General features: G+C 64.4%; 22 protein-coding genes. 17 read left to right on the top strand and 5 right to left on the bottom strand.

Features of this window, described 5'->3' with window-relative positions; translation table 11 throughout:
• Positions 1–79 precede the first annotated feature (79 nt).
• On the top strand, positions 80–514 hold the full coding sequence (locus ACTJJX_RS04480) for a hypothetical protein (protein WP_003109487.1): 435 nt from the start codon (positions 80–82) through the stop codon (positions 512–514).
• A 16-nt stretch (positions 515–530) separates the two neighbouring features.
• On the opposite strand, the gene ACTJJX_RS04485 is transcribed toward ACTJJX_RS04480, so the two are convergent.
• A complete protein-coding gene (locus tag ACTJJX_RS04485; protein ID WP_016852663.1) occupies positions 531–1,349 on the bottom strand; it encodes a hypothetical protein in 819 nt (272 codons plus the stop codon).
• Between the two features lie 427 nt (positions 1,350–1,776).
• Here ACTJJX_RS04485 and fadB point away from each other — a divergent pair, with 427 nt between their 5' ends.
• The 6 genes from fadB (at position 1,777) to ACTJJX_RS04515 (ending at position 9,348) form a co-directional block, all read left to right on the top strand.
• On the top strand, positions 1,777–3,924 hold the full coding sequence (gene fadB, locus ACTJJX_RS04490; RefSeq protein WP_003091204.1) for a fatty acid oxidation complex subunit alpha FadB: 2,148 nt from the start codon (positions 1,777–1,779) through the stop codon (positions 3,922–3,924).
• A 30-nt stretch (positions 3,925–3,954) separates the two neighbouring features.
• A complete protein-coding gene (fadA, locus tag ACTJJX_RS04495; RefSeq protein ID WP_003113978.1) occupies positions 3,955–5,130 on the top strand; it encodes an acetyl-CoA C-acyltransferase FadA in 1,176 nt (391 codons plus the stop codon).
• A gap of 193 nt (positions 5,131–5,323) precedes the next feature.
• Positions 5,324–5,587, top strand: a complete 264-nt coding sequence (locus ACTJJX_RS04500; protein WP_003109484.1) for a DUF1653 domain-containing protein — start codon at positions 5,324–5,326, stop codon at positions 5,585–5,587.
• Positions 5,588–5,677: 90 nt separating this feature from the next.
• Positions 5,678–8,284 (top strand): type I DNA topoisomerase, encoded by a 2,607-nt coding sequence (gene topA, locus ACTJJX_RS04505; RefSeq protein ID WP_003091201.1) that lies wholly within the window; start codon positions 5,678–5,680, stop codon positions 8,282–8,284.
• Positions 8,285–8,390: 106 nt separating this feature from the next.
• The gene (locus ACTJJX_RS04510; protein ID WP_003113979.1) at positions 8,391–8,909 is read left to right on the top strand and encodes a DUF6586 family protein; all 519 of its coding nucleotides are present in this window, start codon (positions 8,391–8,393) and stop codon (positions 8,907–8,909) included.
• Between the two features lie 205 nt (positions 8,910–9,114).
• Positions 9,115–9,348 (top strand): hypothetical protein, encoded by a 234-nt coding sequence (locus ACTJJX_RS04515; protein WP_003109483.1) that lies wholly within the window; start codon positions 9,115–9,117, stop codon positions 9,346–9,348.
• A 21-nt stretch (positions 9,349–9,369) separates the two neighbouring features.
• Here the strand turns inward: ACTJJX_RS04515 and sulA are convergent, their stop codons facing one another.
• Positions 9,370–9,855, bottom strand: coding sequence for an SOS-induced cell division inhibitor SulA (gene sulA / locus ACTJJX_RS04520; protein WP_003091197.1), 486 nt, complete (start codon positions 9,853–9,855; stop codon positions 9,370–9,372).
• An 11-nt stretch (positions 9,856–9,866) separates the two neighbouring features.
• Positions 9,867–10,481: a transcriptional repressor LexA gene (lexA, locus tag ACTJJX_RS04525; protein ID WP_003091196.1), complete on the bottom strand. Its 615-nt coding sequence runs from the start codon at positions 10,479–10,481 to the stop codon at positions 9,867–9,869.
• Between the two features lie 231 nt (positions 10,482–10,712).
• On the opposite strand from lexA, the gene psrA reads away from it, so the two are divergent.
• The 3 genes from psrA to ACTJJX_RS04540 all read left to right on the top strand — a co-directional run bounded on the left by psrA (position 10,713) and on the right by ACTJJX_RS04540 (position 13,363).
• A complete protein-coding gene (psrA, locus tag ACTJJX_RS04530) occupies positions 10,713–11,414 on the top strand; it encodes a transcriptional regulator PsrA (protein WP_003091195.1) in 702 nt (233 codons plus the stop codon).
• A 201-nt stretch (positions 11,415–11,615) separates the two neighbouring features.
• Positions 11,616–12,614 carry a beta-N-acetylhexosaminidase gene (nagZ, locus tag ACTJJX_RS04535; RefSeq protein WP_003118092.1) on the top strand — a complete coding sequence of 333 codons (999 nt, stop codon included), beginning with the start codon at positions 11,616–11,618 and terminating at the stop codon, positions 12,612–12,614.
• A gap of 11 nt (positions 12,615–12,625) precedes the next feature.
• Entirely contained in the window at positions 12,626–13,363 is a 738-nt protein-coding gene (locus ACTJJX_RS04540; RefSeq protein ID WP_003091193.1) for an S-methyl-5'-thioinosine phosphorylase, read from the top strand.
• A gap of 45 nt (positions 13,364–13,408) precedes the next feature.
• Here the strand turns inward: ACTJJX_RS04540 and ACTJJX_RS04545 are convergent, their stop codons facing one another.
• Positions 13,409–14,038, bottom strand: a complete 630-nt coding sequence (locus ACTJJX_RS04545; RefSeq protein WP_003091190.1) for a CsiV family protein — start codon at positions 14,036–14,038, stop codon at positions 13,409–13,411.
• Between the two features lie 10 nt (positions 14,039–14,048).
• The gene (gene mfd / locus ACTJJX_RS04550) at positions 14,049–17,495 is read right to left on the bottom strand and encodes a transcription-repair coupling factor (protein ID WP_003113980.1); all 3,447 of its coding nucleotides are present in this window, start codon (positions 17,493–17,495) and stop codon (positions 14,049–14,051) included.
• A 139-nt stretch (positions 17,496–17,634) separates the two neighbouring features.
• Here mfd and ACTJJX_RS04555 point away from each other — a divergent pair, with 139 nt between their 5' ends.
• The 7 genes from ACTJJX_RS04555 to nqrE all read left to right on the top strand — a co-directional run bounded on the left by ACTJJX_RS04555 (position 17,635) and on the right by nqrE (position 25,480).
• Complete coding sequence (locus ACTJJX_RS04555) at positions 17,635–19,101, top strand: glyceraldehyde-3-phosphate dehydrogenase (protein WP_023082224.1); 1,467 nt, start codon at positions 17,635–17,637, stop codon at positions 19,099–19,101.
• Positions 19,102–19,202: 101 nt separating this feature from the next.
• Positions 19,203–20,612 (top strand): amino acid permease, encoded by a 1,410-nt coding sequence (locus tag ACTJJX_RS04560; RefSeq protein ID WP_003113982.1) that lies wholly within the window; start codon positions 19,203–19,205, stop codon positions 20,610–20,612.
• Between the two features lie 258 nt (positions 20,613–20,870).
• On the top strand, positions 20,871–22,208 hold the full coding sequence (locus tag ACTJJX_RS04565; protein ID WP_003113983.1) for a Na(+)-translocating NADH-quinone reductase subunit A: 1,338 nt from the start codon (positions 20,871–20,873) through the stop codon (positions 22,206–22,208).
• Positions 22,209–22,211: 3 nt separating this feature from the next.
• Positions 22,212–23,423 carry an NADH:ubiquinone reductase (Na(+)-transporting) subunit B gene (locus ACTJJX_RS04570; protein WP_003109478.1) on the top strand — a complete coding sequence of 404 codons (1,212 nt, stop codon included), beginning with the start codon at positions 22,212–22,214 and terminating at the stop codon, positions 23,421–23,423.
• On the top strand, positions 23,416–24,201 hold the full coding sequence (locus ACTJJX_RS04575) for a Na(+)-translocating NADH-quinone reductase subunit C (protein WP_003091184.1): 786 nt from the start codon (positions 23,416–23,418) through the stop codon (positions 24,199–24,201). Before ACTJJX_RS04570 ends, ACTJJX_RS04575 begins: the two co-directional genes overlap by 8 nt.
• Complete coding sequence (gene nqrD / locus ACTJJX_RS04580; RefSeq protein ID WP_003119802.1) at positions 24,198–24,872, top strand: NADH:ubiquinone reductase (Na(+)-transporting) subunit D; 675 nt, start codon at positions 24,198–24,200, stop codon at positions 24,870–24,872. The genes ACTJJX_RS04575 and nqrD overlap by 4 nt, the downstream gene beginning before the upstream one ends.
• Positions 24,872–25,480 (top strand): NADH:ubiquinone reductase (Na(+)-transporting) subunit E, encoded by a 609-nt coding sequence (gene nqrE, locus ACTJJX_RS04585; RefSeq protein ID WP_003091182.1) that lies wholly within the window; start codon positions 24,872–24,874, stop codon positions 25,478–25,480. Before nqrD ends, nqrE begins: the two co-directional genes overlap by 1 nt.
• The last annotated feature ends 5 nt before the right edge of the window (positions 25,481–25,485 follow it).

The raw sequence follows: 25,485 nt of genomic DNA on the forward strand, positions 1-25,485 counted from the left end.
CTTGGCGACTGCGACCGATCGTGCCTGCGCGCGCGGATCGAGGCAAATGCCTTAACCGTTTTTCGAGTGTCCGTTCCTTATGACCACTTGGCTGGTGATCCTGCTGCTGGCTGTCATGCTCAGTCCCCTGGCCTGGCTGATGCCGTCCAACAGGCAGCGCGGCAAGATGGCCCTGCGCCTCGAGGCGCGCCGTCTCGGCCTGGCCATGCAGCTCGCGCGCCAGGATTGGCCGCATTGGCTGGAGAGCGCTCCGCCGACGTCCTGCGCGCAGTTCCACTGCCCGCGCCGACGCGGCCGGGAGGCCTGGTGCTATTGGCAGAATACCCCGGGCCAGTGGCTGAACCAGTGGCGCGAGCCGTGCGCGGACGATGAGTTGCTGGACGCCCTGCGCAGCCTCCCCGGGGATGTCTACAAGGTGGAGGCGACCGCCCAGTTCCTTGCCCTGTATTGGGGCGAGCGCGGCGATAGCGCCGACCTCGGGCGCATCGCCGAGTTTCTCCGCCAGCGCGCCTGAGGCGGCGCGCCGAGGTTCATTGGTTGCGCGCGGCATACAGCGCGGCGACCTTCTCCAGGCCATCGATGATCCGGTCTGCATTCTTGTTGACCAGGAACGGCACGCTGTTCTGGTTGTAGTTGTGCAGGGACTTCTCGATGTAGTGCCACTTGATCGCCACGCTGCGCAGCGCCCTGGCGATCTCCTCGTCGTTCTGCGGCGCCTGCTGCAGCTTCAACAGGTTGACCGAAAAGCGGCTGGCCAGGTCATCCAGTGGACGCTCCTCGCCGCCGCCGAAGAAGCTGGCGCCCACCGACGCGTTGCGCGAGGCATAGTCCAGAGCAATGTCCTGCATCAGCAGGCTCTGTTCGCGGCTCTGCTCGGTGAGCGTCGGCACCGTGGCGGCGTTTTCCCGTTGCAGGCTGCGATACAACTGGCCGCCGAGGTCCATCAGTTGCTGGTTGCGTCGTGCCAGGTCGGCGACCGGTTGCAGGTCGCTGTAGCCCTTGTTGCGCACCGCGCCGGTCAGCTTGTCGAGGTCTTGCGCATAGTCCCGCCATTGCTCGCGAAGCTGGCCCAGCAGGCGCCGGGATTCGCTGCCGTTCACGCCGTCGAGTCGCTGCAGGCGGGCTTCCGCCGTCTGCGCCGAGCTTTCGATCAGGCTGGCGTAGCGTTGATCGCCTTCCTGGCCGACGTACATGAAGAAGGCGTTCAGGGATTTCTGCGTGGCGAGCCGCATCTGGTGCAGGGCGAGCAGGTCATCGGCGGTCCCTGCCGCGAAGACGGGGAGGCTCAGCAGGCCGAGCAGGGCCAGACAAAGAGTGAACGGACGGCAGATCATGGGTTCCATCTCCATGTGGCCCTGGAGGCCTTCTTGTTGTTCTTTTGTAACGGCCCGTGGCCGATCATGCATGGCGATCTGCGGCGACTCTAGCCTGCCTTTCCGCACCGGGACAAGCGCCCACGGCGCCGATCATCGAACATCTGAATGGTCCGACAGAGGCTGGCTGAATGGCCCTGCGCAGAGGGCCTGGAGGAGGGCAGGTGTTTTCCGGATGGCTGATTGACAATTCCCGGCTTTTGCCGGAATGTGTGCGCACCCAAGTCAAACGGGCGTATGAATCGAGCGTTTGCCTCGCGCAGGCCTCGACAATAGAGACCCGGTTATCGCGTCGGCGGGTGTGCCGAAGGGTTTGGGACTATGCTCGGCGGTTGCCGAAAGGGTCCCGACACGGCGTCCGATGTGTAAGTTCAAGCTTCCATAATAGCGTGGAGATCAGTTGATGATTTACCAAGGTAAAGCCATCACGGTTAAGCCTCTTGAGGGCGGCATCGTCGAGTTGAATTTCGATCTCAAGGGCGAGTCCGTCAACAAGTTCAACCGTCTCACCCTCAGTGAGTTGCGTGCGGCAGTCGATGCGATCAAGGCCGATGCATCGGTCAAGGGCGTGATCGTGACCAGCGGCAAGGACGTGTTCATCGTTGGTGCCGACATCACCGAGTTCGTTGACAACTTCCAGCTGCCCGACGAGGAACTGATGGCGGGCAACCTCGAAGCCAACAAGATCTTCAGCGACTTCGAAGACCTGGACGTACCCACCGTTGCCGCGATCAACGGCATCGCCCTCGGCGGCGGCCTGGAGATGTGCCTGGCCGCGGACTTCCGCGTGATGAGCGCGACCGCCAAGGTCGGCCTGCCGGAAGTCAAGCTGGGCATCTACCCGGGCTTCGGCGGCACCGTCCGCCTGCCGCGCCTGATCGGCTGCGATAACGCCGTCGAGTGGATCGCCTCGGGCAAGGAAAACAAGGCCGAGGACGCCCTGAAGGTCGGCGCCGTCGACGCCGTGGTCGCTCCCGAGCAACTGCAGGCCGCTGCTCTCGACCTGGCCAAGCGCGCCGTCGCCGGCGAGCTGGACCACAAGGCACGTCGCCAGCCGAAGCTGGAAAAGCTGAAGCTGAATGCAATCGAGCAGATGATGGCCTTCGAAACCGCCAAGGGCTTCGTCGCCGGCCAGGCCGGTCCGAACTACCCGGCGCCGGTGGAAGCCATCAAGAGCATCCAGAAGGCCGCCAACTTCGGCCGCGACAAGGCGCTGGAAGTCGAAGCCGCCGGCTTCGTCAAGCTGGCCAAGACCTCGGTCGCGCAGAGCCTGATCGGCCTGTTCCTGAATGACCAGGAACTGAAGAAGAAAGCCAAGAAATACGACGAAGTCGCCAAGGACGTGAAACTGGCCGCCGTGCTCGGCGCCGGCATCATGGGCGGCGGCATCGCCTATCAGTCGGCGCTCAAGGGCACCCCGATCCTGATGAAGGATATCCGCGAAGAGGGTATCCAGATGGGCCTGAACGAGGCCGCCAAGCTGCTCGGCAAGCGCGTCGAGAAGGGTCGCCTGACCCCGGCGAAGATGGCCGAGGCGCTCAATGGCATCCGTCCGACCATGTCCTATGGCGACTTCGGCAACGTCGACATCGTCGTCGAAGCCGTCGTCGAGAACCCCAAGGTCAAGCAAGCCGTGCTCGCCGAAGTGGAAGGCGCGGTGAAGGAAGACGCGATCATCGCCTCCAACACCTCGACCATCTCCATCAGCCTGCTGGCCCAGGCGCTGAAGCGTCCGGAAAACTTCTGCGGCATGCATTTCTTCAACCCGGTGCACATGATGCCGCTGGTGGAAGTGATCCGTGGCGAGAAGACCGGTGAAACCGCCATCGCCACCACCGTCGCCTACGCCAAGAAGATGGGCAAGAGCCCGATCGTGGTCAACGATTGCCCCGGCTTCCTGGTCAACCGTGTGCTGTTCCCGTACTTCGGCGGCTTCGCCAAGCTGCTGAGCTTCGGCGTCGACTTCGTGCGCATCGACAAGGTGATGGAGAAGTTCGGCTGGCCCATGGGCCCGGCCTACCTGTCCGACGTGGTCGGCATCGACACCGGCCACCATGGCCGCGACGTCATGGCCGAGGGCTTCCCGGACCGCATGGCGGTCGAGGGCAAGACCGCCGTCGACGTGATGTACGAGGCCAACCGCCTGGGCCAGAAGAACGGCAAGGGCTTCTACGCCTACGAGACCGACAAGCGCGGCAAGCCGAAGAAGGTCACCGATCCGCAGGCCTACGAAGTGCTCAAGCCGATCGTGGTCGAGCAGCGCGAAGTGACCGACGAGGACATCGTCAACTTCATGATGATCCCGCTGTGCCTGGAAACCGTGCGTTGCCTGGAAGACGGCATCGTCGAGACCGCTGCCGAGGCCGATATGGGCCTGATCTACGGCATCGGCTTCCCGCCCTTCCGTGGTGGTGCTCTGCGCTACATCGATTCGATCGGTGTCGCCGAGTTCGTGGCCCTGGCCGACAAGTACGCCGAGCTGGGCGCGCTGTACCACCCGACCGCGAAGCTGCGTGAAATGGCCAAGAACGGTCAGAAATTCTTCGGTTAATCGCGGAACGACTAGAGCGAGAGTGAATTTATGAGCCTGAATCCGAGAGACGTCGTCATTGTCGACTTCGGCCGCACCCCGATGGGTCGTTCCAAGGGTGGCATGCACCGCAACACCCGCGCCGAGACCATGTCGGCGCACCTGATCAGCAAGCTGCTGGAGCGTAACCCGAAGGTCGACCCGGCCGAAGTGGAAGACGTGATCTGGGGCTGCGTCAACCAGACCCTGGAGCAGGGCTGGAACATCGCGCGCATGGCGTCGCTGATGACCCAGATCCCGCACACCAGCGCCGCGCAGACCGTCAGCCGCCTGTGCGGTTCGTCGATGAGCGCGCTGCACACCGCCGCCCAGGCGATCCAGACCGGCAATGGCGATGTATTCGTCATCGGCGGCGTGGAGCACATGGGCCACGTCGGCATGATGCATGGCGTCGACCCGAACCCGCACCTGTCCCTGTACGCCGCCAAGGCCTCGGGCATGATGGGCCTGACTGCGGAAATGCTCGGCAAGATGCACGGTATCAGCCGTGAGGCGCAGGACAAGTTCGGCGCGCGTTCGCACCAACTGGCCTGGAAGGCCACCCAGGAAGGCAAGTTCAAGGACGAGATCATCCCGATGGAAGGGTATGACGAGAACGGTTTCCTGAAAGTCTTCGACTTCGACGAGACCATTCGTCCGGAAACCACCGTCGAGACCCTGGCCGAGTTGAAGCCGGCGTTCAATCCGAAAGGCGGCACCGTGACCGCGGGGACCTCCTCGCAGATCACCGACGGTGCCTCCTGCATGATCGTGATGTCGGCCCAGCGCGCCCAGGACCTGGGCATCCAGCCGATGGCGGTGATCCGCTCCATGGCCGTGGCGGGTGTCGACCCGGCGATCATGGGCTACGGCCCGGTGCCGTCGACCAACAAGGCGCTCAAGCGTGCCGGCCTGACCATCGCCGACATCGATTTCGTCGAACTCAACGAAGCCTTCGCCGCCCAGGCCCTGCCTGTGCTGAAGGACCTCAAGCTGCTCGACAAGATGGACGAGAAGGTCAACCTCCACGGCGGCGCCATCGCCCTGGGTCACCCGTTCGGTTGCTCCGGTGCGCGCATTTCCGGCACCCTGTTGAACGTGATGAAGCAGAACGGCGGTACCCTTGGCGTGTCCACCATGTGCGTGGGCCTGGGACAGGGTATCACCACCGTCTTCGAGCGCATCTAAGCGTTCGTCGAAGGGGAAAGCCGGGGCCTCGTGCCCCGGCTTTCGTTTTTCAGTGTCAGTCGTTTCCGGCTGTATCGAGCGAATGACGCCCCGGGAGCGCGGGTTTGCCTATTGTGCGATCCGTGCCTATACCGGGCTGTTGTATGTCGGCATTGTGCCGTTGTTTTCCGATTTTCGAGACAAGGTAAGGAACATGGACCTGCAGGCTGGGCTCTATCGTCATTACAAGGGACAGAACTACCGGGTCCTGGGTGTCGCGCGGCATTCGGAGACGGAAGAGGCGCTGGTGATCTACCAGGCGCTGTACGGCGAATTCGGTCTCTGGGTGCGTCCGCTGGAGATGTTCACCGAGGCCGTGGAGGTCGATGGCGAGTGGGTGCCGCGCTTCGTCCTGGTGAGTCCCGAGGCCGATCCCCTGGGCTTGCAGAAAGCTCCCGGCGGGGAAGACCGCGCTTGACCTTGGCTCGTTCGCCACTATATATAGCGGTGCCGCGCTAGTCGCTCCCTCCTTTATATTCATCTTTTCGACGCAGGAACCTTCCGATCCATGGGTAAATCGCTGGTCATCGTGGAATCCCCGGCCAAGGCCAAGACCATCAACAAGTACCTGGGCAGCCAGTACGTGGTGAAGTCGAGCATCGGCCACATCCGTGACCTGCCCACCAGTGGTTCGTCGAGTTCCAAGGAGCCGGCGGCCAAGGGCCGCAAGAGCGCCTCCGAGGCGCCGGCGCTGTCACCGAAGGAGAAGGCCAGGCGCCAACTGGTCTCGCGCATGGGGGTCGACCCCGAGCATGGCTGGAAGGCCAAGTACGAGATCCTGCCCGGCAAGGAAAAGGTCATCGACGAGCTGCGCCGCCTGGCCAAGGACGCCGACACCGTCTATCTCGCGACCGACTTGGACCGCGAAGGGGAGGCCATCGCCTGGCACCTGCGGGAAGCCATCGGCGGCGACGAAAGCCGCTACAAGCGCGTGGTATTCAACGAAATCACCAAGAAGGCCATCCAGGAGGCCTTCTCCCAGCCCGGCGAGCTCGATATCAACCGGGTGAACGCCCAGCAGGCGCGGCGTTTCCTCGACCGCGTGGTCGGCTACATGGTCTCGCCGCTGCTCTGGCAGAAGATTGCCCGTGGGTTGTCCGCCGGCCGCGTGCAGTCGGTGGCGGTGAAGCTGGTGGTGGAGCGCGAACGCGAGATTCGCGCCTTCGTCCCGGAAGAGTACTGGGAAGTGCATGCCGACCTCGGTACCGCCAAGGGCGCCAACGTGCGCTTCGAGGTTACCCGTGAGAAGGGCGAGGCCTTTAAGCCGCTCAACGAAGCCCAGGCCATGGCGGCCCTGGAAAAGCTCAAGGCCTCGGCCTATAGCGTCGCCAAGCGCGAGGACCGGCCGACCTCCAGCCGACCCTCGGCGCCGTTCATCACTTCCACCCTGCAGCAGGCGGCGAGCAACCGCCTGGGCTTCGGGGTGAAGAAGACCATGATGATGGCCCAGCGTCTCTACGAGGCCGGCTACATCACCTACATGCGTACCGACTCGACCAACCTGTCGGCCGATGCCATTGGCATGGTCCGCGGTTTCATCGAGGACGAGTTCGGCCAGAAGTACCTGCCGGGCAAGGCCAACGTCTACTCGAGCAAGGAGGGCGCCCAGGAAGCGCACGAGGCGATCCGTCCTTCCGACGTCAACCTCAAGCCGACCCAGCTGTCCGGCATGGAGCGTGACGCCGAGCGCCTGTACGACCTGATCTGGCGCCAGTTCGTGGCGTGCCAGATGACCCCGGCCGAATACCTCTCGACCAGCGTGAGCGTCACCGCCGGCGATTTCGAGCTGCGCGCCAAGGGCCGCATCCTCAAGTTCGACGGTTATACCCGGGTACTGCCGCAGCAGAGCAAGCCGGGCGAGGACGACGTCCTGCCGGAAATGAAGGAAGGCGAGAACCTCAAGCTGATCAAGCTCGATCCGAGCCAGCACTTCACCAAGCCGCCGGCGCGCTACTCCGAAGCGAGCCTGGTCAAGGAACTGGAGAAGCGCGGTATCGGCCGCCCCTCGACCTACGCGGCGATCATCTCCACCATCCAGGAGCGCGGCTACGTAACCACCCACAACCGCCGCTTCTATGCGGAGAAGATGGGCGACATCGTCACCGATCGGCTCAACGAGAGCTTCGCCAACCTGATGGACTACGGTTTCACCGCCGGGATGGAGGAGCATCTCGACGACGTGGCCCAGGGCGAGCGCGACTGGAAGCACCTGCTCGACGAGTTCTACGGCGATTTCAAGAAGAAGCTCGAGGTGGCCGAAGTCAGCGAGAAGGGGATGCGCGCCAACCAGCCGACCCTGACCAACATTCCCTGCCGCGAGTGCGGCCGGCCGATGATGATTCGTACCGCCTCCACCGGCGTGTTCCTCGGCTGCTCGGGCTACAGCCTGCCGCCGAAGGAGCGTTGCAAGGCGACCGTCAACCTGATTCCCGGCGACGAGATCGCCGCGGACGACGAGGGCGAGTCCGAGTCGCGGGTGTTGCGTGGCAAGCATCGCTGCCCGATCTGCAGTACCGCGATGGACGCCTACCTGCTGGACGAGAAACACAAGCTGCATATCTGCGGCAACAACCCCGACTGTCCGGGCTACGAGATCGAGGAAGGCCAGTACCGGATCAAGGGCTACGAAGGGCCGAGCCTGGAATGCGACAAGTGTGGCAGCGAGATGCAGTTGAAGACCGGCCGTTTCGGCAAGTTCTTCGGTTGCACCAATCCGACCTGCAAGAACACCCGCAAGCTGCTGAAGAATGGCGAGGCGGCGCCGCCGAAGATGGACGCCATCCGCATGCCTGAATTGAAGTGCGAGAAGGTGGACGATATCTACGTGCTGCGCGACGGCGCTTCGGGCATGTTCCTGGCCGCCAGCCAGTTCCCGAAGAACCGCGAGACCCGCGCGCCGTTGGTGAGCGAGATCATCCCGCACAAGGCCGAGCTGGATCCCAAGTACCATTACCTCTGCGACGCCCCGCAGAAAGACCCGGACGGCCGTCCCGCGGTGATCCGTTTCAGCCGCAAGACCAAGGAGCAATACGTGCAGTCCGAGGTCGATGGCAAGCCCACCGGCTGGCGCGCCTTCTACGATGGCGGCAAGTGGAAGGTCGAAGACAAGCGCTGATGGATGGCGCGCCCGCTTGCATGGGGCGCGCTTATACTGCGCGAAGGCCGGGCGCTGACCTGGCCTGCGCTCCGCATTCCTTCCAGTTTTAATCGGGAGTACCGGCATGGCCCAAGAGCTTTATACCCGCACCAACCAGAAGCTGTATTTCGCCGGGTTGGCTCTGGAGGCCTGGAAGCGAGCCGATGCCGAGCGGGCGATGAATGCCCAGGCGATCATCCAGGGGGAGCGCGAGTCGGCGCTGTTCCACCTTTATGGCGCAGTGCTCGGTGTATGCCATGAGATCGCCGGTTACTACCGTCTGCCGCAGGCTGCCGCTCCTCGCGTGGATGCATTGCTGAATGCCGAAGTGCTGGCGGCCGCGCCCAGCCCCGAGCTGGCTGAACTGGTGGAGTTGGCGTCGCAGCCGGAAACCTGGCTGGGCCAGTTGCTGGGCGCCTACTCCGAGCTGTTCCTGCCGCCGCGACCGACCAAGGCAGCGAAGATCGACCCCAGCACACCGTTGATCGTTGCCGTGAGTATCGACGAAGAAGCCCCCTTGCTTTCTCGCGAAACCCTCGAGGAATGGCGGCAGTCGCTGAAGCAATTGGTCCTGCGTTTTCGCGAGAGCCTGACGGAGCTGTAACGCCGTCGTCATTCGCCGATCAGCGGTAGGACATTTTCCTACCGTTCCACTCGGTTGATTTGCCAGCAAAAAAATTTAGCGGATGCCGTCCGGGCGCTCTGGAACCGCCGTTACAGGCGCGAGAGGGGAACCGGAAGGCGGATGCGGGCTAGGGATGCACTGGATGGGCTGTTACAATGTCGCGTCTTCGTAGAGAGCGTCTGTCATGCCAACATCCTTCCTTGAAATCGTAGAAATGCCCGACGGGCGCATCGTGCTGCGTCGCGCCGATGACGAGGAGGCGTTGGTGACCCTGGAGTTCTCCGGGGACGCGAAGAATTTCCTGCAAGGCCAGCATGTCGAAGTGGCCAAGGCCATGTTCAATGTCGGCGTGCAAATGGCCGGTCGTCTTGCCGAGGGCGAGATGGAACACGACGAAGGCCCCCGCGTCCTGCACTGAACGCTGTCCCCCGCCGTTTTTTCAACCCAGACGAATATTCAGGCTCTGTGCTTGGCCCAGTTGGGCGGCGCGGGACAGTTGCTTGCGCGCCGCCCGGCTCAGCGGTTCCAGCCAACTGACCACGGTGTGGCTGCGGCCCAGGCGCAAGGCCTCGCAACTGAGCGCCAGGGCAGCGGCGTTGTCCTTCGCCTGCAGTAGCAGGATGCGCTCGCGGTTCAGGCCGGCGCGGCGCAGCCATTCATGGGTCAGGCTCGCCGGCGGAGCGATCAGGGTCAGCCAGCGGGCATCCTGTTCCTCGCTGAGCTCGCGGAGAATCGGTGCGAGCAGGGTCAGGCAGTGCCCCGGCAGGCCGCTGAGCGAAAGTTCGCTAAAGGCAGCGGGTTCCTCGATGGAGGCGCTGGAAGGGCTGTCGATGACATCGTCGAGCAAGGGTGCGCCGTTGCTGGCCCAGAACGCTTCCTGGAACAGTGGCAACTGGGCGCTGGGCAGCGAGTGGGAGGTCTGCATGGTATCTCCTGTCAGCGCCGGATCACGCCGACGCTCAAGCCTTCGATGATCAGTTCCTGCTCCTTCAGATCGACTTCGATCGGAGCGAACTCAGGGTTTTCCGCCAGCAGCCAGACCTTGCTGCCTTCGCGCTTGAAGCGTTTCACCGTGACCTCCTCGCCGATCCGCGCGACCACCACCTGGCCGTTGCGCGCTTCGCGGGTGACGTGGACGGCCAGCAGGTCGCCGTCGAGGATGCCGATGTCCTTCATGCTCATGCCGCGCACGCGCAACAGGTAGTCGGCGCGAGGATTGAAGAAGGCGGGATTGATCCGGCAGGATTCCTCGATGTTCTGTTCGGCGAGGATCGGTGCGCCGGCGGCGACCCGTCCGATCACCGGCAGGCCCTCATCGTCGTTGGCGGCATGCGGTTCGAAGCCGGGAATGCGGATGCCGCGAGAGGCGCCCGGAGTCATTTCGATGGCGCCCTTGCGTGCCAGCGCCTTGAGGTGCTCCTCGGCGGCGTTCGGCGACTTGAAGCCGAGTTCCTGGGCGATTTCCGCCCGGGTCGGCGGAAAGCCGTGGTCTTCCAGGCAGCGCTTGATGAAGGAGAGGATCTCGGCTTGGCGGGGCGTCAGCTTCTGCATGTCGTCGCTCTGTGTTTTTATCCAGTGACTGGGATTATATACAGTGAGCGGGGCGTGGCAATGATTTTCCGCATGACATTTCGTCCTGCGTCACGATGAAGTTGGCCAGTGTCTTGCTTCCGTTTTTCGGGACTTCTCTGTAATTTTCCTGACTGGTGCGTCATCTGCCGCTTGACAAGGGATGTGGCTGAAACGTATGTTTCAAACAAGTGTTTGTCAGGCGGAGAAACCATGGCCCAGTCGGAAACCGTCGAACGCATTCTCGATGCGGCGGAACAGCTGTTCGCGGAAAAAGGCTTCGCCGAAACCTCGTTGCGTCTGATCACCAGCAAGGCCGGGGTCAACCTGGCGGCGGTGAATTATCACTTCGGTTCGAAGAAGGCGCTGATCCAGGCGGTGTTCTCGCGCTTCCTCGGGCCATTCTGCGCCAGCCTGGAAAAGGAGCTGGATCGTCGCCAGGCCAAGCCCGAGGCCCAGCACGCCACCCTGGAGGACCTCCTGCACCTGCTGGTGTCCCAGGCGATGGCGGTGAAGCCGCGCAGCGGCAACGACCTGTCGATCTTCATGCGCTTGCTCGGCCTGGCCTTCAGCCAGAGCCAGGGGCACCTGCGCAAGTACCTGGAGGAGGTCTACGGCAAGGTCTTCCGGCGCTACATGCTGCTGGTCAACGAGGCTGCGCCGAAGCTGCCGCCCATCGAGCTGTTCTGGCGCGTGCACTTCATGCTCGGCGCGGCCGCCTTCAGCATGTCGGGGATCAAGGCCCTGCGGGCGATGGCGGAAACCGATTTCGGCGTGAACACTTCCACCGAGCAGGTGATGCACCTGATGGTGCCGTTCTTCGCTGCCGGCATGCGCGCCGAGAGCGGCATCGACGATCCGCTGCTGGCCGGGGCGCAACTGCGCCCGCGGAACAAGACGCCCGCCAAGGCCTGATCGCAGACGGCGCCCCAGGGCGCCGTTTTCCTTTCTCCTTTCTCTGTGCTCCGGGCGGAACTCCATGCGCCGGGCCGGCTCCATTGGCAGGCGCGCGGTACCGCCCCGGGACTTAAGTCTTTCTGCCGGGTGCAGTACAGTGTGCGCTGTCTGAGGCCCGTGACGGCGGGCTTCGCTGATTTCCAGGCCATAGGACTCTTCATGCAAGGCTCTCTGATGCTCGACATCGGCGGCACCTGGCTGACCGCCGAGGACCGCCAAATCCTGCGCCACCCCGAGGTGGGCGGGCTGATCATCTTCGCTCGCAACATCGAGCATCCTGCCCAGGTTCGCGAGCTGTGTGCGGCCATTCGCGCCATCCGTCCCGACCTGTTGCTGGCCGTCGACCAGGAAGGAGGGCGCGTGCAGCGCCTGCGCCAGGGCTTCGTGCGCCTGCCGGCGATGCGCGCGATCGCCGACAACCCCAATGCCGAAGAGCTGGCCGAGCATTGTGGCTGGCTGATGGCGACCGAGGTGCAGGCGGTCGGCCTCGACCTGAGTTTCGCGCCGGTGCTGGATCTCGACCACCAGCGCAGCGCCGTGGTCGGTAGCCGCGCCTTCGAGGGCGACCCGGAGCGTGCCGCGCTGCTTGCCGGTGCTTTCATTCGCGGCATGCATGCCGCCGGGATGGCCGCCACCGGCAAGCATTTTCCCGGTCACGGCTGGGCCGAGGCCGATTCCCATGTGGCGATTCCCGAAGACGCGCGCAGTCTCGAGGAAATCCGGCGCAGCGACCTGGTTCCGTTCGCCCGCCTGGCCGGACAGCTCGACGCGCTGATGCCGGCCCATGTCATCTATCCGCAGGTCGACCCGCAGCCCGCCGGCTTTTCCCGGCGCTGGTTGCAGGAGATCCTGCGCGGCGAGCTGAAGTTCGACGGGGTGATATTCAGCGACGACCTGTCGATGGCCGGCGCCCATGTGGTCGGCGACGCCGCCAGCCGCATCGAGGCCGCCCTGGCCGCGGGCTGCGACATGGGCCTGGTGTGCAACGACCGGGCTTCCGCCGAGCTGGCCCTGGCTGCCCTGCAACGCCTGAAGGTGACCCCGCCGTCGCGTCTGCAACGCATGCGTGGCAAGGGCTACGCGAATACCGACTATCGCCAGCAGCCGCGCTGGCTGGAAGCACTGTCCGCGTTGCGCGCCGCGCAACTGATTGATTGAGGGAGCTGTCGATGAGTGTCTACGCGATTATCGGAGGAACCGGCCTGACCCAGCTGGAAGGGCTGACGCTGAGCGAGTCCCTGCCGATCGAAACGCCGTATGGCGCGCCGTCCGCGCCGCTCCAGCGTGGCCGCTACGCCGGGCGCGAGGTGCTGTTCCTGGCACGTCACGGTCATCCGCACCGCTTCCCGCCGCACCAGGTGAACTACCGGGCCAATCTCTGGGCGCTGAAGCAGGCGGGTGCCGAGGCGGTGATCGCGGTCAACGCGGTGGGTGGCATCCATGCGGCGATGGGAACGGGGCACCTGTGCGTGCCGCACCAGTTGATCGACTACACCTCGGGACGCGAGCACACCTATTTCGCCGGCGATATCGAGCATGTCACCCATATCGACTTCAGCCACCCCTATGACGAGCCGTTGCGCCAGCGCCTGATCGAGGCGTTGCGTGCGTTGGGGCTGGCGCACAGCAGCCATGGGGTCTACGCCTGCACCCAAGGGCCGCGCCTGGAAACGGTGGCGGAAATCGCCCGGTTGGAGCGGGACGGCAACGATATCGTCGGCATGACCGGCATGCCCGAGGCGGCACTGGCCCGCGAGCTGGACCTGCCCTACGCCTGCCTGGCGCTGGTGGTCAATCCCGCGGCGGGCAAGTCGGCGGGGATCATCACCATGGCCGAAATCGAACAGGCGTTGCACGATGGCATCGGCAAGGTGCGCGAGGTGCTGGCGCGGGTCCTGGCCGGCTAGGCGGCCATCGCAACGAAAAAAAGGCCGCTATTGCGGCCTTTTTCGCTATTGCGCAGGAGGTGCGGCGTCGAAGCCGCCTTCGACGGGGGGCGCGTCCGCCGGTGCCTGCTGTTCTTCCATTTCCATGGGATTGGGGGCGGCGGGACGGGCGCCGACCGGCACCACCTTGATCAGGATGCCCAGGCTCGGATGGTCGAGATAGGTCAGTTCGCCATTCTTCAGCCGCGTGCCCTGCCTGATGTGCTGGCTGCCGGCGAGGAAACCGTCGTCGCCGAAGCGATTGACCCAGAAATCGGCCTCCATGTCGACGAAGCGCACCTGGCTGAGGGTCAGCGTACCTTCCACCGGGAAATGATGATCCTGTTCCTGGCCTTCGCTGAGGGCGATCTTCACCGGGGTCTCGCCGATGTCCTGGCGCCAGGCCTTGTGCAGCAGCACGGTGTAGCCGTTGTCCTGGCTGAGCTTGGCGAGCTGGTTGTCGAGCGCGGTGGCGCGCAGGGCGTCGCTGGCCAGCGGCTGTGCGCCGGTGGCCCAGTCGTCCGGGGCCGGCTGGCTGGACGGCACGGCATCGCCGGCCTGGCGGAACACCACCAGTTCCACCTGGTAGGGACCGCCGGCGAATGCCGCGGGGGCGGCCAGTGAGAGCAGCAGGGCAAGGCAACGGAACAAGCGCATAGGCTAATCCTTAGGTGGTTTGCGGTGTCAGGCGCTCGAACAGCGCCTCCAGGGTATTGAAGCGTTCTTCCGGTCGTTCCATGGGCACCTGGAAGCGGAACAGGGTTGCGCCTTCGAACTTGTAGCGGTTCGGTTGGCCCTGGATCAGCTTGATCAATACCAGCGGGTCGACCTGGGTATCGGCGGCGAATTCTATACGACCGCCCTGCGGTCCGGCATCGACCTTGAGTATTCCAAGTTTTTCCGCCTGCAGTTTCAGAAGGGTCAGGCGCATCAGGTTCTTCGCCGGATCGGGCAGGAGCCCGAAGCGGTCGATCATCTCCACCTGCAACTCGCGCAAACCTTCCTCGTCAGGGGCGTTGGCGATGCGCTTGTAGAGGATCAGCCGGGCATGCACGTCGGGCAGGTAATCCTCGGGGATCAGCGCAGGCACCCGCAGGTTGACCTCCGGCCCGCCGCCCAGTGGCTGCTCGAGGTTCGGTTGCTCGCCCTTGCGGATGGCCTTCACCGCCCGTTCGAGCATTTCCATGTAGAGGGTGAAGCCGACCGCCTGGATCTGCCCGCTCTGGCCGTCGCCGAGCAACTCGCCGGCGCCGCGGATCTCCAGGTCGTGGGTGGCGAGGACGAAGCCGGCGCCCAGGTCCTGGGCGTTGGCGATGGCTTCCAGGCGTTTCTCGGCGTCCGGGGTCATCTGACGGCGCGGCGGTGTCAGCAGGTAGGCGTAGGCCTGGTGGTGGCTGCGACCGACGCGGCCGCGCAACTGGTGCAACTGGGCCAGGCCGAACTTGTCGGCGCGCTCGATGAGGATGGTGTTGGCGCTGGGCACGTCGATGCCGGTCTCGATGATGGTCGAGGCCACCAGCACGTTGAAGCGCTTGTGGTAGAAGTCGCTCATCACCTGTTCCAGCTCGCGCTCGTGCATCTGTCCGTGGCCGATGCCGATGCGCGCCTCCGGGACCAGTTCGGCGAGGTCGCGGGCGCACTTCTCGATGGTCTTCACTTCGTTGTGCAGGTAGTACACCTGGCCGCCGCGCAGCAGTTCGCGGAGCAGCGCTTCCTTGATCACCGCGTTCTGCTGCTCCATGACGAAGGTGCGCACCGACAGGCGGCGCGCCGGTGGCGTGGCGATGATGGACAGGTCGCGCATGCCGGAGACGGCCATGTTCAGGGTCCGCGGGATCGGCGTGGCGGTGAGGGTGAGGATGTCCACTTCGCTGCGCAGGGCCTTGAGCTGCTCCTTCTGGCGCACCCCGAAGCGGTGTTCCTCGTCGATCACGACCAACCCCAGGTTGGCGAACTTCACGTCTTCCTGGAGCAGCTTGTGGGTCCCGATGAGGATGTCGATCTTGCCTTCGGCCAGTAGCCGCGCAGCGTTCTCGACTTCCTTGGCGCTCTTGAAGCGGCTCATCACCTCGACGCTCACCGGCCAGTCGGCAAAGCGGTCGCGGAAGCTGTTGTAGTGCTGCTGGGCGAGCAGGGTGGTGGGCACCAGCACCGCCACCTGCTTGCCGCTATGCACGGCGACGAACGCCGCGCGCATCGCCACTTCGGTCTTGCCGAAGCCGACGTCGCCGCAGACCAGGCGGTCCATGGGCCTGGGCGCGAGCATATCGGCGACCACCGCCTCGATGGCGCTTTGCTGGTCCGGCGTCTCCTCGAACGGGAAGCCGGCCGAGAAGGTCGCGTAGTCGGCCTGCGGATCCTTGAACGCGAAGCCTTCGCGGGCGGCGCGGCGGGCGTAGATGTCGAGCAGCTCGGCGGCGACGTCGCGGACCTGCTCGGCGGCCTTGCGCTTGGCCTTCTGCCAGGTTTCCGAGCCGAGCCGGTGCAACGGCGCCAGGGCGTCGTCGGCGCCGGTGTAGCGGGCGATCAGGTGCAGGTTGGCGACCGGCACGTAGAGCTTGGCGTCCTCGGCGTATTGCAGCATGAGGAATTCCGCCTGCTGGTTGTCCACCTCGAGGGTGATCAGGCCCAGGTAGCGGCCGACGCCATGGTCGATGTGCACCACCGGCGCGCCTTCGCGCAGCTCGGTGAGGTTCTTGATCACCGCGTCGCCGCCGTCGCGGGTCTTTTCCCGGCGCCGGCGCTGCATGACGCGCTGGCCGAACAGCGGGCTTTCGGCGACCAGGGCGAGGGCCGGATGGTCCAGCAGCAGGCCCTCGTCCAGCGGCGCGATGCTGATCGCCAGGCGTGCCTGGCTGGCGAGGAAGGCCGGCCAGCCGTCGACTTCCTCGGGGCGCAGCTTCAGTCGGGCCAGCAGCTCCAGCAGGACTTCCCGGCGTCCGGCCGATTCGGCGCAGAACAGTACGCGGCCGGGGAACTCCTCGATGAACCGGCGCAGCGCGGCCAGCGGCTCGGCGGCCTTGGCTTCGATCGCCAGGTTCGGCAGCGGCAGGGCCGGGAAGCGCTCGCGCCCGACGCCCGGCTCGACGTCCTCCTGGCTGGCGACCACCCGTGGCCAGTTCTTCAGCCGGGCGAAGCAGTCTTCCACCGGAAGGAACACTTCCGCCGGCGGCAGCAATGGCCGTTCCGGATCGACCCGGCGGTCCTCGTAGCGGCTGCGTACGTCATTCCAGAACTGCTCCGCGGCCTGTTCGATGCCGGGCAGGGAGAACACCTGGGTGTCTTGCGGCAGGTAGTCGAAGAGGGTCGCGGTTTCCTCGAAGAACAGCGGCAGGTAGTACTCGATTCCCGAGGGTGTCAAACCGCTGGCGAGGTCCTGGTAGATCGGGCAGCGCCGGTAGTCGACGTCGAAGCGCTCGCGGAAGCGGCCGCGGAAGCCGGTGACCGCTTCCTTGTTCAGGGGGAATTCGCGTGCCGGCAGCAGGCGGATCGACTCGACCTTGTCGATGGAGCGCTGGGTCTCCGGGTCGAAGGTGCGCAGGGTCTCGATCTCGTCGTCGAACAGGTCGATACGGAAGGGCAACTCGCTGCCCATCGGGAACAGGTCGATCAGCGCGCCGCGGACGGCGAACTCGCCGTGCTCGTAGACCGTGTCGACGCAGCGGTAGCCGGCGCCTTCCAGGCGCAGGCGCATCCGCTCGACGTCGAGTTTCTGGCCGACGTCGAGGACCAGGCTGCTGCCGAGCAGAAAGCGGGTCGGCGCCAGGCGGTGCAAGGCGGTGGAGATCGGCACCACCAGCACGCCGTGCTTGAGCTGCGGCAACTGGTAGAGGGCGGCGATGCGCTGGGAAATGATGTCCTGGTGCGGTGAAAAGACGTCGTAGGGCAGGGTTTCCCAATCGGGGAAATGCAATACCGGCAGGTCGGGGGCGAAGAACCGCAGTTCCTGTTCCAGGCGTTCGGCATTCTGGCTGTCGGCGGTCAGCAGCAGGGTGAAGCGCTTGGCGGAACTGGCGGCCTCGGCGACAGCCAGGCTCAGCGCGGCACCGGGGAGGTTGCCCCAGTGTTGCTTGCCGGCGCTGGCCGGCAGGCTGGGAAGACGCAGTACGGACACGGGCAAGCTGGGCTCCGGTCGGGAATTTGACCCGCCGGATTGTAACTTTCCCGACTGCTGGATGTCAGTCTTCCGACTGCTGCAGATTGCCGAGCCTGGCCGGCGCGGTCATAATGTAGCCCCTTTTTTCATCCCCTACATGTGGAAGGTATTGCCCGTGACTCAGAAGCCCGACCAGTGTCTCGGTGAATGGATCGATCGTGAAGCCATCGCGGAAGCCATGATCCCGCTGATTGGCCAGCTCTACCGCAATAACAATGTGGTGACCTCGATCCATGGCCGTGGTCTGATCAACCGCTCGGTGATCGCGATCATGAAGGCGCATCGTTTCGCCCGTCATCGCATGGCTGATGACGCCGAGCTGTCGGTTCACGAGACGTTCCCGATCCTCAAGGCGATGAGCGAGCTCAAGCTGGGCGCCGCTTCCGTCGATCTGGGCAAGATGGTCGCCAAGTTCAAGGCAGAAGGTAACGGCCGCAGCATCGAGGACTTCGTCAAGGCCGAGCTGGCCGAGGTGGTCGGCAAGCAGAACGGCGATGCCCGCGAAGGCACCGACGTCGTGCTCTACGGCTTCGGCCGCATCGGCCGCCTGCTGGCGCGCATCCTGATCGAGAAGACCGGCGGCGGCGACGGCCTGCGCCTGCGCGCGATCGTCGTGCGCAAGGGCGCCGAGAACGACCTGGTCAAGCGGGCCAGCCTGCTGCGTCGGGACTCGGTGCACGGTCCGTTCGACGGCACCATCACCATCGACGAAGAAAACAACACGCTGACCGCCAACGGCAACCTGATCCAGGTGATCTACTCCAACGACCCGGCGTCGATCGACTACACCCAGTACGGCATCAAGAACGCCCTGCTGGTCGACAACACCGGCAAGTGGCGCGACGCCGAAGGCCTCGGCCAGCACCTGAAGTGCCCGGGGATCGATCGCGTGGTCCTTACCGCTCCGGGCAAGGGTGCGCTGAAGAACATCGTGCACGGTATCAACCACAGCGACATCGGCGCCGACGACAAGATCATCTCGGCCGCCTCCTGCACCACCAACGCCATCGTGCCGGTGCTGAAGGCCGTCAACGACCAGTACGGCATCGTCAACGGTCACGTCGAGACCGTTCACTCGTACACCAACGACCAGAACCTGATCGACAACTTCCACAAGGGCAGTCGTCGTGGCCGCAGCGCGCCGCTGAACATGGTGATCACCGAGACCGGTGCCGCCACCGCCGCGGCCAAGGCCCTGCCGGTACTGAAAGGCAAGCTGACCGGCAATGCGATCCGTGTGCCGACGCCGAACGTGTCCATGGCGATCCTCAACCTGAACCTGGAAAAGGCCACCACCCGCGAAGAGATCAACGAGTACCTGCGCCAGATGGCCATGCACTCGGACCTGCAGAAGCAGATCGACTTCGTCAGCTCCCAGGAAGTGGTTTCCACCGACTTCGTCGGTTCGCGCCATGCCGGCGTGGTGGACGCCGAGGCGACCATCTGCAACGACAACCGTGTCGTCCTGTACGTGTGGTACGACAACGAGTTCGGCTACAGCTGCCAGGTAGTGCGCGTGATGGAAGACATGGCTGGGGTCAACCCGCCGGCCTTCCCGCGTTGATGCGCAAGGCGTAGAGGAAAACGGGAGCTCTCGGGCTCCCGTTTTTCATTTCTGTGGATAACCAGAACAAGAAACTACTCACTTCGATTTAGGGTTTTTCAATGGATGGTCAACATCTGCACCAGGGCGAGCTGAAGCGTGGCCTGAAGAATCGCCACATCCAGTTGATCGCGCTGGGCGGGGCGATCGGCACCGGGCTGTTCCTCGGCTCGGCGGGCGTCATCAAGACGGCCGGCCCGTCGATGATCCTCGGTTACGCCATTGGCGGCTTCATCGCCTTCCTGATCATGCGCCAGCTCGGCGAGATGATCGTCGAGGAGCCGGTGGCCGGCTCCTTCAGTCACTTCGCACACAAGTACTGGGGCGGATTCGCCGGTTTCCTTTCCGGCTGGAACTACTGGGTGCTGTACATCCTGGTGGGCATGTCGGAGCTGACCGCGGTGGGCAAGTACATCCAGTATTGGTGGCCGGACGTGCCGACCTGGGCGACGGCGGCGGCGTTCTTCGTGCTGATCAACGCGATCAACCTGGCCAACGTGAAAGCCTTCGGCGAGACCGAGTTCTGGTTCGCGATCATCAAGGTAGCGGCGATCGTCGGCATGATCCTGCTCGGTATCTACCTGCTGGTCGGCGGCGGTGGCGGACCGCAAGCCTCGGTGAGCAACCTGTGGGACCGCGGCGGCTTCTTCCCCAACGGTCTCAGCGGCCTGGTGATGACCCTGGCGATCATCATGTTCTCCTTCGGGGGGCTGGAGTTGGTGGGTATCACCGCCGCCGAGGCGTCCGAGCCGCGGAAGGTGATCCCGAAGGCGATCAACCAGGTGATCTACCGGATCCTGATCTTCTATATCGGCGCCCTGGCGGTGCTGCTCTCGCTGTATCCATGGGACCAGTTGGTGGAGACCATCAACGCTTCCGGCGACGACTACAGCGGCAGCCCGTTCGTGCAGATCTTCTCGTTGATCGGCAGCGGCACCGCGGCCAACATCCTCAACTTCGTAGTACTCACCGCGGCATTGTCGGTCTACAACAGCGGCGTCTACTGCAACAGCCGGATGCTCTACGGCCTGGCCGCCCAGGGTGACGCGCCGAAGGTGCTGATGTCGGTGGACCGCCGGGGCGTGCCGGTGCTGTCGATCCTGGTCTCGGCGCTGATCACCTTCCTCTGCGTGATCGTCAACTACGTATTGCCGCACAAGGCGCTGGAGCTGCTGATGTCGCTGGTGGTGGCGGCGCTGGTGATCAACTGGGCGATGATCAGCCTGTCGCACCTGAAGTTCCGCGCGGCGATGAAGCGCCAGGGCGTGGACACCTTCTTCAAGGCGCTCTGGTCGCCGTTCAGCAACTACCTGTGCCTGGCCTTCGTGTTGTTCATCCTTGGCATCATGCTGATGATCCCCGGGATCAACATCTCGGTGTACGCCATTCCATTCTGGCTGCTGCTGATGTGGTTGTGCTACCGGGTCAAGCTGTCGCTGGCGGAAAGGCGCGGGCTCGGCCAGCAGGCCTGAGCCTGCGGGTGGCGCAGAACGGGGGCTTCGGCTCCCGTTTTTCATTTCGCACGGGCATGTTTTTCTGTCGTTTTCTGTTACGCGTTTCAAGACCCGGTGTGCGGCTTGGGTGGCTCCCGGGGAGGTGGCTCTTTATAATCCCGGGGTTACCTTGCGGGGCCATTCATCAATCGTGCCAATTCAGTACGTTGCGCGCGATGATGGTCATTTTCTGACTTGGGCCTCGTCTTTTCTGTCCACGACCACTAGGCACTAGACATGATCAAGATAAAACGTGGCCTGGACCTGCCCATCAGCGGCGCCCCCGAACAGCGCATCGAGGCAGCACGCCCGGTACGCAGCGTGGCGTTGATCGGTTTCGACTACCACGGCATGAAGCCGACCATGGCGGTGCAGGTAGGCGACCGGGTGAAGCTGGGGCAGGTGCTGTTCACCGACAAGAAGAATCCCTCCGTCAGCTATACCGCACCCGGCGCCGGTGTGGTCAGTGCCATCCATCGTGGCGAGAAGCGCGTCCTGCAATCGGTGGTCATCGATCTCGACGGCGACGAGCAACTGGAGTTCGCCCGTTATCCCGCTGACAAACTCGCCACGCTGAGCGCCGAGCAGGTCCGCGACAACCTGTTGCAGTCGGGCCTGTGGACCGCGCTGCGGACCCGGCCGTTCAGCAAGGTGCCCGATCCCGAGTCCAGCCCCAGTTCGATTTTCGTCACTGCCATCGATACCCAGCCGCTGGCCGCCGATCCGCAGGTGGTTATCGCGGAGCAGGGCGAGGCCTTCCAGGCCGGGCTGACGGTGCTCGGGCGCCTGGCCCGGGTGTTCCTGTGCAAGGCGGAAGGCGTTTCGCTACCCGGCGAGGCGCTCTCCGGCGTGACCGCGCAAGCATTCTCCGGTCCGCATCCGGCGGGCCTGCCCGGCACCCATATCCACTTCCTTGACCCGGTGGGTGCCGGCAAGAGCGTGTGGAACCTGAACTACCAGGACGTGATCGCCATCGGCAAGCTGTTCACGACCGGGCAATTGTGGACCGAGCGGGTGATCGCCCTGGCCGGTCCGGTGGTGGAAAAGCCGCGTCTGGTGCGCACCCGCTTGGGCGCCAACCTCGACGAACTGGCCGCCGGCCAGTTGCAGCCGGGCAACAACCGGCTGATCTCCGGCTCCGTGCTGGGCGGTCGCACCGCCCATGGCGCCTACGCCTACCTGGGGCGCTACCACCTGCAGTTGTCCTGTCTCAAGGAGGGCGACCAGCGCGAGTTCCTCCACTACCTGCGCGCCGGGGTGGAAAAGCATTCGCTGCTCAACGTGTTCGTCTCCAGGCTGCTCGGTGGCAAGCGTTTCGCCTTCACCACCAGCACCAACGGCAGCCCGCGTGCGATGGTGCCGGTAGGCAATTACGAGGCGGTGATGCCGCTGGATATCCTGCCGACCCAACTGCTGCGCTACCTGATCGTCGGCGACACGGAAATGGCCCAGAAGCTCGGCGCCCTGGAACTCGACGAAGAGGACCTGGCGCTGTGCAGCTACGTCTGCGCCGGCAAGTACGAATACGGCCCGATTCTGCGGGACAACCTGGCACGCATCGAGCAGGAGGGCTGAGCCATGGGTTTGCGTAACCTGCTCGACAAGGTCGAGCATCATTTCGAGAAGGGCGGGCGCTACGAGAAGTGGTACCCGCTGTACGAAGCCGTGGACACCTTCCTCTATCGTCCCGGCAGCGTCACCCGCACCACTGCACACGTGCGCGACGGCATCGACCTGAAGCGCATGATGATCATCGTCTGGCTGTGCACCTTCCCGGCGATGTTCTTTGGCATGTACAACGTCGGCCACCAGGCCAACCTGATCTTCGCCCAGAGCCCCGACCTGTTGAGCGCCCAGGATGGCTGGCGCTTCGCCCTGATCGGCGCGCTGGCCGGGTTCGACCCGAACAGCCTGTGGGATTGCCTGGTCCAGGGCGCCGCGTACTTCCTGCCGGTGTACCTGACCACCTTCATCGTCGGCGGTTTCTGGGAGGTGCTGTTCGCCAGCATCCGCCGCCACGAGGTCAACGAAGGCTTCTTCGTCACCTCGGTGCTGTTCGCCCTGACCCTGCCGCCGTCCGTCCCGCTGTGGCAGGTAGCCCTGGGGATCAGCTTCGGCGTGGTGCTGGGCAAGGAAGTGTTCGGCGGCACCGGGAAGAACTTCCTCAATCCGGCACTGGTCGGCCGGGCCTTCCTGTTCTTCGCCTACCCGGCGCAGATGTCCGGCGACGCGGTATGGACCTCGGTGGACGGCTTCGCCGGCGCCACCTCGCTGAGCCTGGCCGCCGCCGGCGGGGTGGACAACATCCTCGGCCACGGCCTGACCTGGATGGATGCCTTCCTCGGCCACATGCAGGGGTCGATGGGCGAGACCAGCACCCTGGCGATCTTCATCGGCGGCGCCGTGCTGCTGCTGACCCGCATCGCCTCCTGGCGCATCGTCGCCGGGGTGATGCTGGGGATGGTCGCCATGAGCTACCTGTTCAACGCCATCGGCTCGGCCAGCAACCCGATGTTCGCCATGCCCTGGTATTGGCACCTGGTCACCGGCGGCTTCGCCTTCGGCATGATCTTCATGGCCACCGACCCGGTCTCGGCGTCCATGACCGATACCGGCAAGTGGCTGTTCGGCGCCCTGATCGGAGTGATGGTCATGCTGATCCGGGTGGTCAACCCGGCGTTCCCGGAAGGCATGATGCTGGCGATCCTGTTCGCCAACCTGTTCGCACCGCTGATCGACCATTTCGTCGTTCAGGCCAACATCAAGCGGAGGCTGGCGCGCAATGGCTAATCAAGAATCCACCACCCGCACACTGCTGGTAGCCCTGGTGGTGTGCCTGGTCAGCTCGGTGTTCGTCGCCGGCGCGGCGGTGGCGCTGAAGCCGACCCAGGCGGAAAACCGCCTGCTCGACAAGCAGCGCAGCATCCTCGCCATCGCCGGTCTCGGCGAGCCGGGCATGTCCGGCAAAGAGGTCAAGGCGCTGTTCGACAGTCGCATCACCGCCAAGGTGGTCGACCTGCAGAGCGGCACCTTCAGCGATGCCCAGGACCCGCTCGGCTACGACCCGCTGAAAGCGGCCAAGGACCCGGCGCTGTCGGAGGCGCTGCCCGCCGCCGAGGACATCGCCTCGATCAAGCGCCGCGAGCGCTACACCACGGTCTACCTGGTGGAGACCGACGGCAAGCTCGACACCCTGATCCTGCCGGTGCGCGGCTACGGTCTGTGGTCGACCCTGTACGGCTTCCTGGCGCTCAAGGGCGACCTCAACACGGTCGCCGGCTTCGGCTTCTACCAGCATGGCGAGACCCCCGGTCTCGGCGGCGAGGTCGACAATCCGAAATGGAAGGCGCTGTGGGTCGGCAAGACCCTCTACGACGCCCAGGGCGATCTTGCCGTACAGATCATCAAGGGCTCGGTGGACCCGCAATCGGCGAAGGCGACCCACCAGGTCGACGGCCTGGCCGGCGCCACCCTGACCAGCAAGGGTGTCGACAACCTGCTGCATTTCTGGCTCGGCAAGGACGGTTTCGACGCCTTCCTCGCCAATCTGCGCAAAGGGGAGGCGTGATGGCTGCTCAACCCACGATCCGCGAAGTCCTGTTCAATCCGGTCTTCCAGAACAATCCGATCGGCCTGCAGATCCTCGGGATCTGCTCGGCGCTGGCGGTAACCTCGAACCTGAAGACCGCTACCGTCATGGCCATCGCCCTGACCCTGGTGACCGGCTTCTCCAACCTGTTCATCTCGATGATCCGCCGGCAGATTCCCAGCTCGATCCGGATGATCGTGCAGATGGTGATCATCGCCTCGCTGGTGATCGTCGTCGACCAGGTGCTCAAGGCCTATGCCTATAGCCTGAGCAAGCAACTCTCGGTGTTCGTCGGGCTGATCATCACCAACTGCATCGTGATGGGCCGCGCCGAAGCCTTCGCCATGGCCAACCCGCCGCTCGTGTCGTTCTTCGACGGCATCGGCAACGGTCTCGGCTACAGCGCCATGCTGCTGGTGCTGGGCTTCGTCCGCGAGCTGTTCGGCGCCGGCAAGCTTTACGGCATCAGCGTGTTGCCGACGGTCAACGATGGCGGCTGGTACCAGCCGAACGGCCTGCTCCTGCTGCCGCCTTCGGCGTTCTTCCTGATCGGCCTGATCATCTGGGCCCTGCGGACCTGGAAGAAAGACCAGGTCGAGGCCCCGACCTACAAGATGGCCCCGCAGGTATCCAGCAAGGAGGCTTACTGATGGAGCACTACATCAGCCTGTTCGTGAAGGCCGTGTTTGTCGAGAACATGGCGCTGGCGTTCTTCCTCGGCATGTGTACCTTCATCGCCATCTCGAAGAAGGTGGAGACCGCCATCGGCCTGGGTATCGCGGTGATCGTGGTGCAGACCATCACCGTGCCGGCCAACAACCTGATCTACACCTACCTGCTCAAGGACGGCGCGCTGGCCTGGGCCGGGCTGCCCGAGGTGGACCTGAGTTTCCTCGGCCTGCTCAGCTACATCGGGGTGATCGCCGCCATCGTGCAGATCCTCGAGATGCTCCTCGACAAGTACGTACCCAGCCTCTACAACGCGCTGGGCGTGTTCCTGCCGCTGATCACGGTGAACTGCGCGATCATGGCCGGCTCGCTGTTCATGGTCGAGCGCGACTACAACCTTGCCGAGAGCACGGTGTACGGCGTCGGCTCGGGCTTTTCCTGGGCGCTGGCGATCGCCGCGCTGGCGGGTATCCGCGAGAAGCTCAAGTACAGCGACGTCCCCGAGGGCCTGCAGGGCCTGGGGATCACCTTCATCACCATCGGCCTGATGTCGTTGGGCTTCATGTCGTTCTCCGGCGTGCAGTTGTAAGGAGA

Origin of the sequence: Pseudomonas sp. 22490 (genome assembly GCF_052044465.1) — a bacterium.
GTDB lineage: Bacteria > Pseudomonadota > Gammaproteobacteria > Pseudomonadales > Pseudomonadaceae > Pseudomonas > Pseudomonas aeruginosa.

Bases quoted from the DNA above. Each gene is read 5' to 3' on its own strand.
- ACTJJX_RS04480 (WP_003109487.1), top strand. From the start codon at position 80: ATGACCACTTGGCTGGTGATCCTGCTGCTGGCTGTCATGCTCAGTCCC.
- ACTJJX_RS04485 (WP_016852663.1), bottom strand. From the start codon at position 1,349: ATGGAGATGGAACCCATGATCTGCCGTCCGTTCACTCTTTGTCTGGCC.
- fadB (WP_003091204.1), top strand. From the start codon at position 1,777: ATGATTTACCAAGGTAAAGCCATCACGGTTAAGCCTCTTGAGGGCGGC.
- fadA (WP_003113978.1), top strand. From the start codon at position 3,955: ATGAGCCTGAATCCGAGAGACGTCGTCATTGTCGACTTCGGCCGCACC.
- ACTJJX_RS04500 (WP_003109484.1), top strand. From the start codon at position 5,324: ATGGACCTGCAGGCTGGGCTCTATCGTCATTACAAGGGACAGAACTAC.
- topA (WP_003091201.1), top strand. From the start codon at position 5,678: ATGGGTAAATCGCTGGTCATCGTGGAATCCCCGGCCAAGGCCAAGACC.
- ACTJJX_RS04510 (WP_003113979.1), top strand. From the start codon at position 8,391: ATGGCCCAAGAGCTTTATACCCGCACCAACCAGAAGCTGTATTTCGCC.
- ACTJJX_RS04515 (WP_003109483.1), top strand. From the start codon at position 9,115: ATGCCAACATCCTTCCTTGAAATCGTAGAAATGCCCGACGGGCGCATC.
- sulA (WP_003091197.1), bottom strand. From the start codon at position 9,855: ATGCAGACCTCCCACTCGCTGCCCAGCGCCCAGTTGCCACTGTTCCAG.
- lexA (WP_003091196.1), bottom strand. From the start codon at position 10,481: ATGCAGAAGCTGACGCCCCGCCAAGCCGAGATCCTCTCCTTCATCAAG.
- psrA (WP_003091195.1), top strand. From the start codon at position 10,713: ATGGCCCAGTCGGAAACCGTCGAACGCATTCTCGATGCGGCGGAACAG.
- nagZ (WP_003118092.1), top strand. From the start codon at position 11,616: ATGCAAGGCTCTCTGATGCTCGACATCGGCGGCACCTGGCTGACCGCC.
- ACTJJX_RS04540 (WP_003091193.1), top strand. From the start codon at position 12,626: ATGAGTGTCTACGCGATTATCGGAGGAACCGGCCTGACCCAGCTGGAA.
- ACTJJX_RS04545 (WP_003091190.1), bottom strand. From the start codon at position 14,038: ATGCGCTTGTTCCGTTGCCTTGCCCTGCTGCTCTCACTGGCCGCCCCC.
- ACTJJX_RS04555 (WP_023082224.1), top strand. From the start codon at position 17,635: ATGTGGAAGGTATTGCCCGTGACTCAGAAGCCCGACCAGTGTCTCGGT.
- ACTJJX_RS04560 (WP_003113982.1), top strand. From the start codon at position 19,203: ATGGATGGTCAACATCTGCACCAGGGCGAGCTGAAGCGTGGCCTGAAG.
- ACTJJX_RS04565 (WP_003113983.1), top strand. From the start codon at position 20,871: ATGATCAAGATAAAACGTGGCCTGGACCTGCCCATCAGCGGCGCCCCC.
- ACTJJX_RS04570 (WP_003109478.1), top strand. From the start codon at position 22,212: ATGGGTTTGCGTAACCTGCTCGACAAGGTCGAGCATCATTTCGAGAAG.
- ACTJJX_RS04575 (WP_003091184.1), top strand. From the start codon at position 23,416: ATGGCTAATCAAGAATCCACCACCCGCACACTGCTGGTAGCCCTGGTG.
- nqrE (WP_003091182.1), top strand. From the start codon at position 24,872: ATGGAGCACTACATCAGCCTGTTCGTGAAGGCCGTGTTTGTCGAGAAC.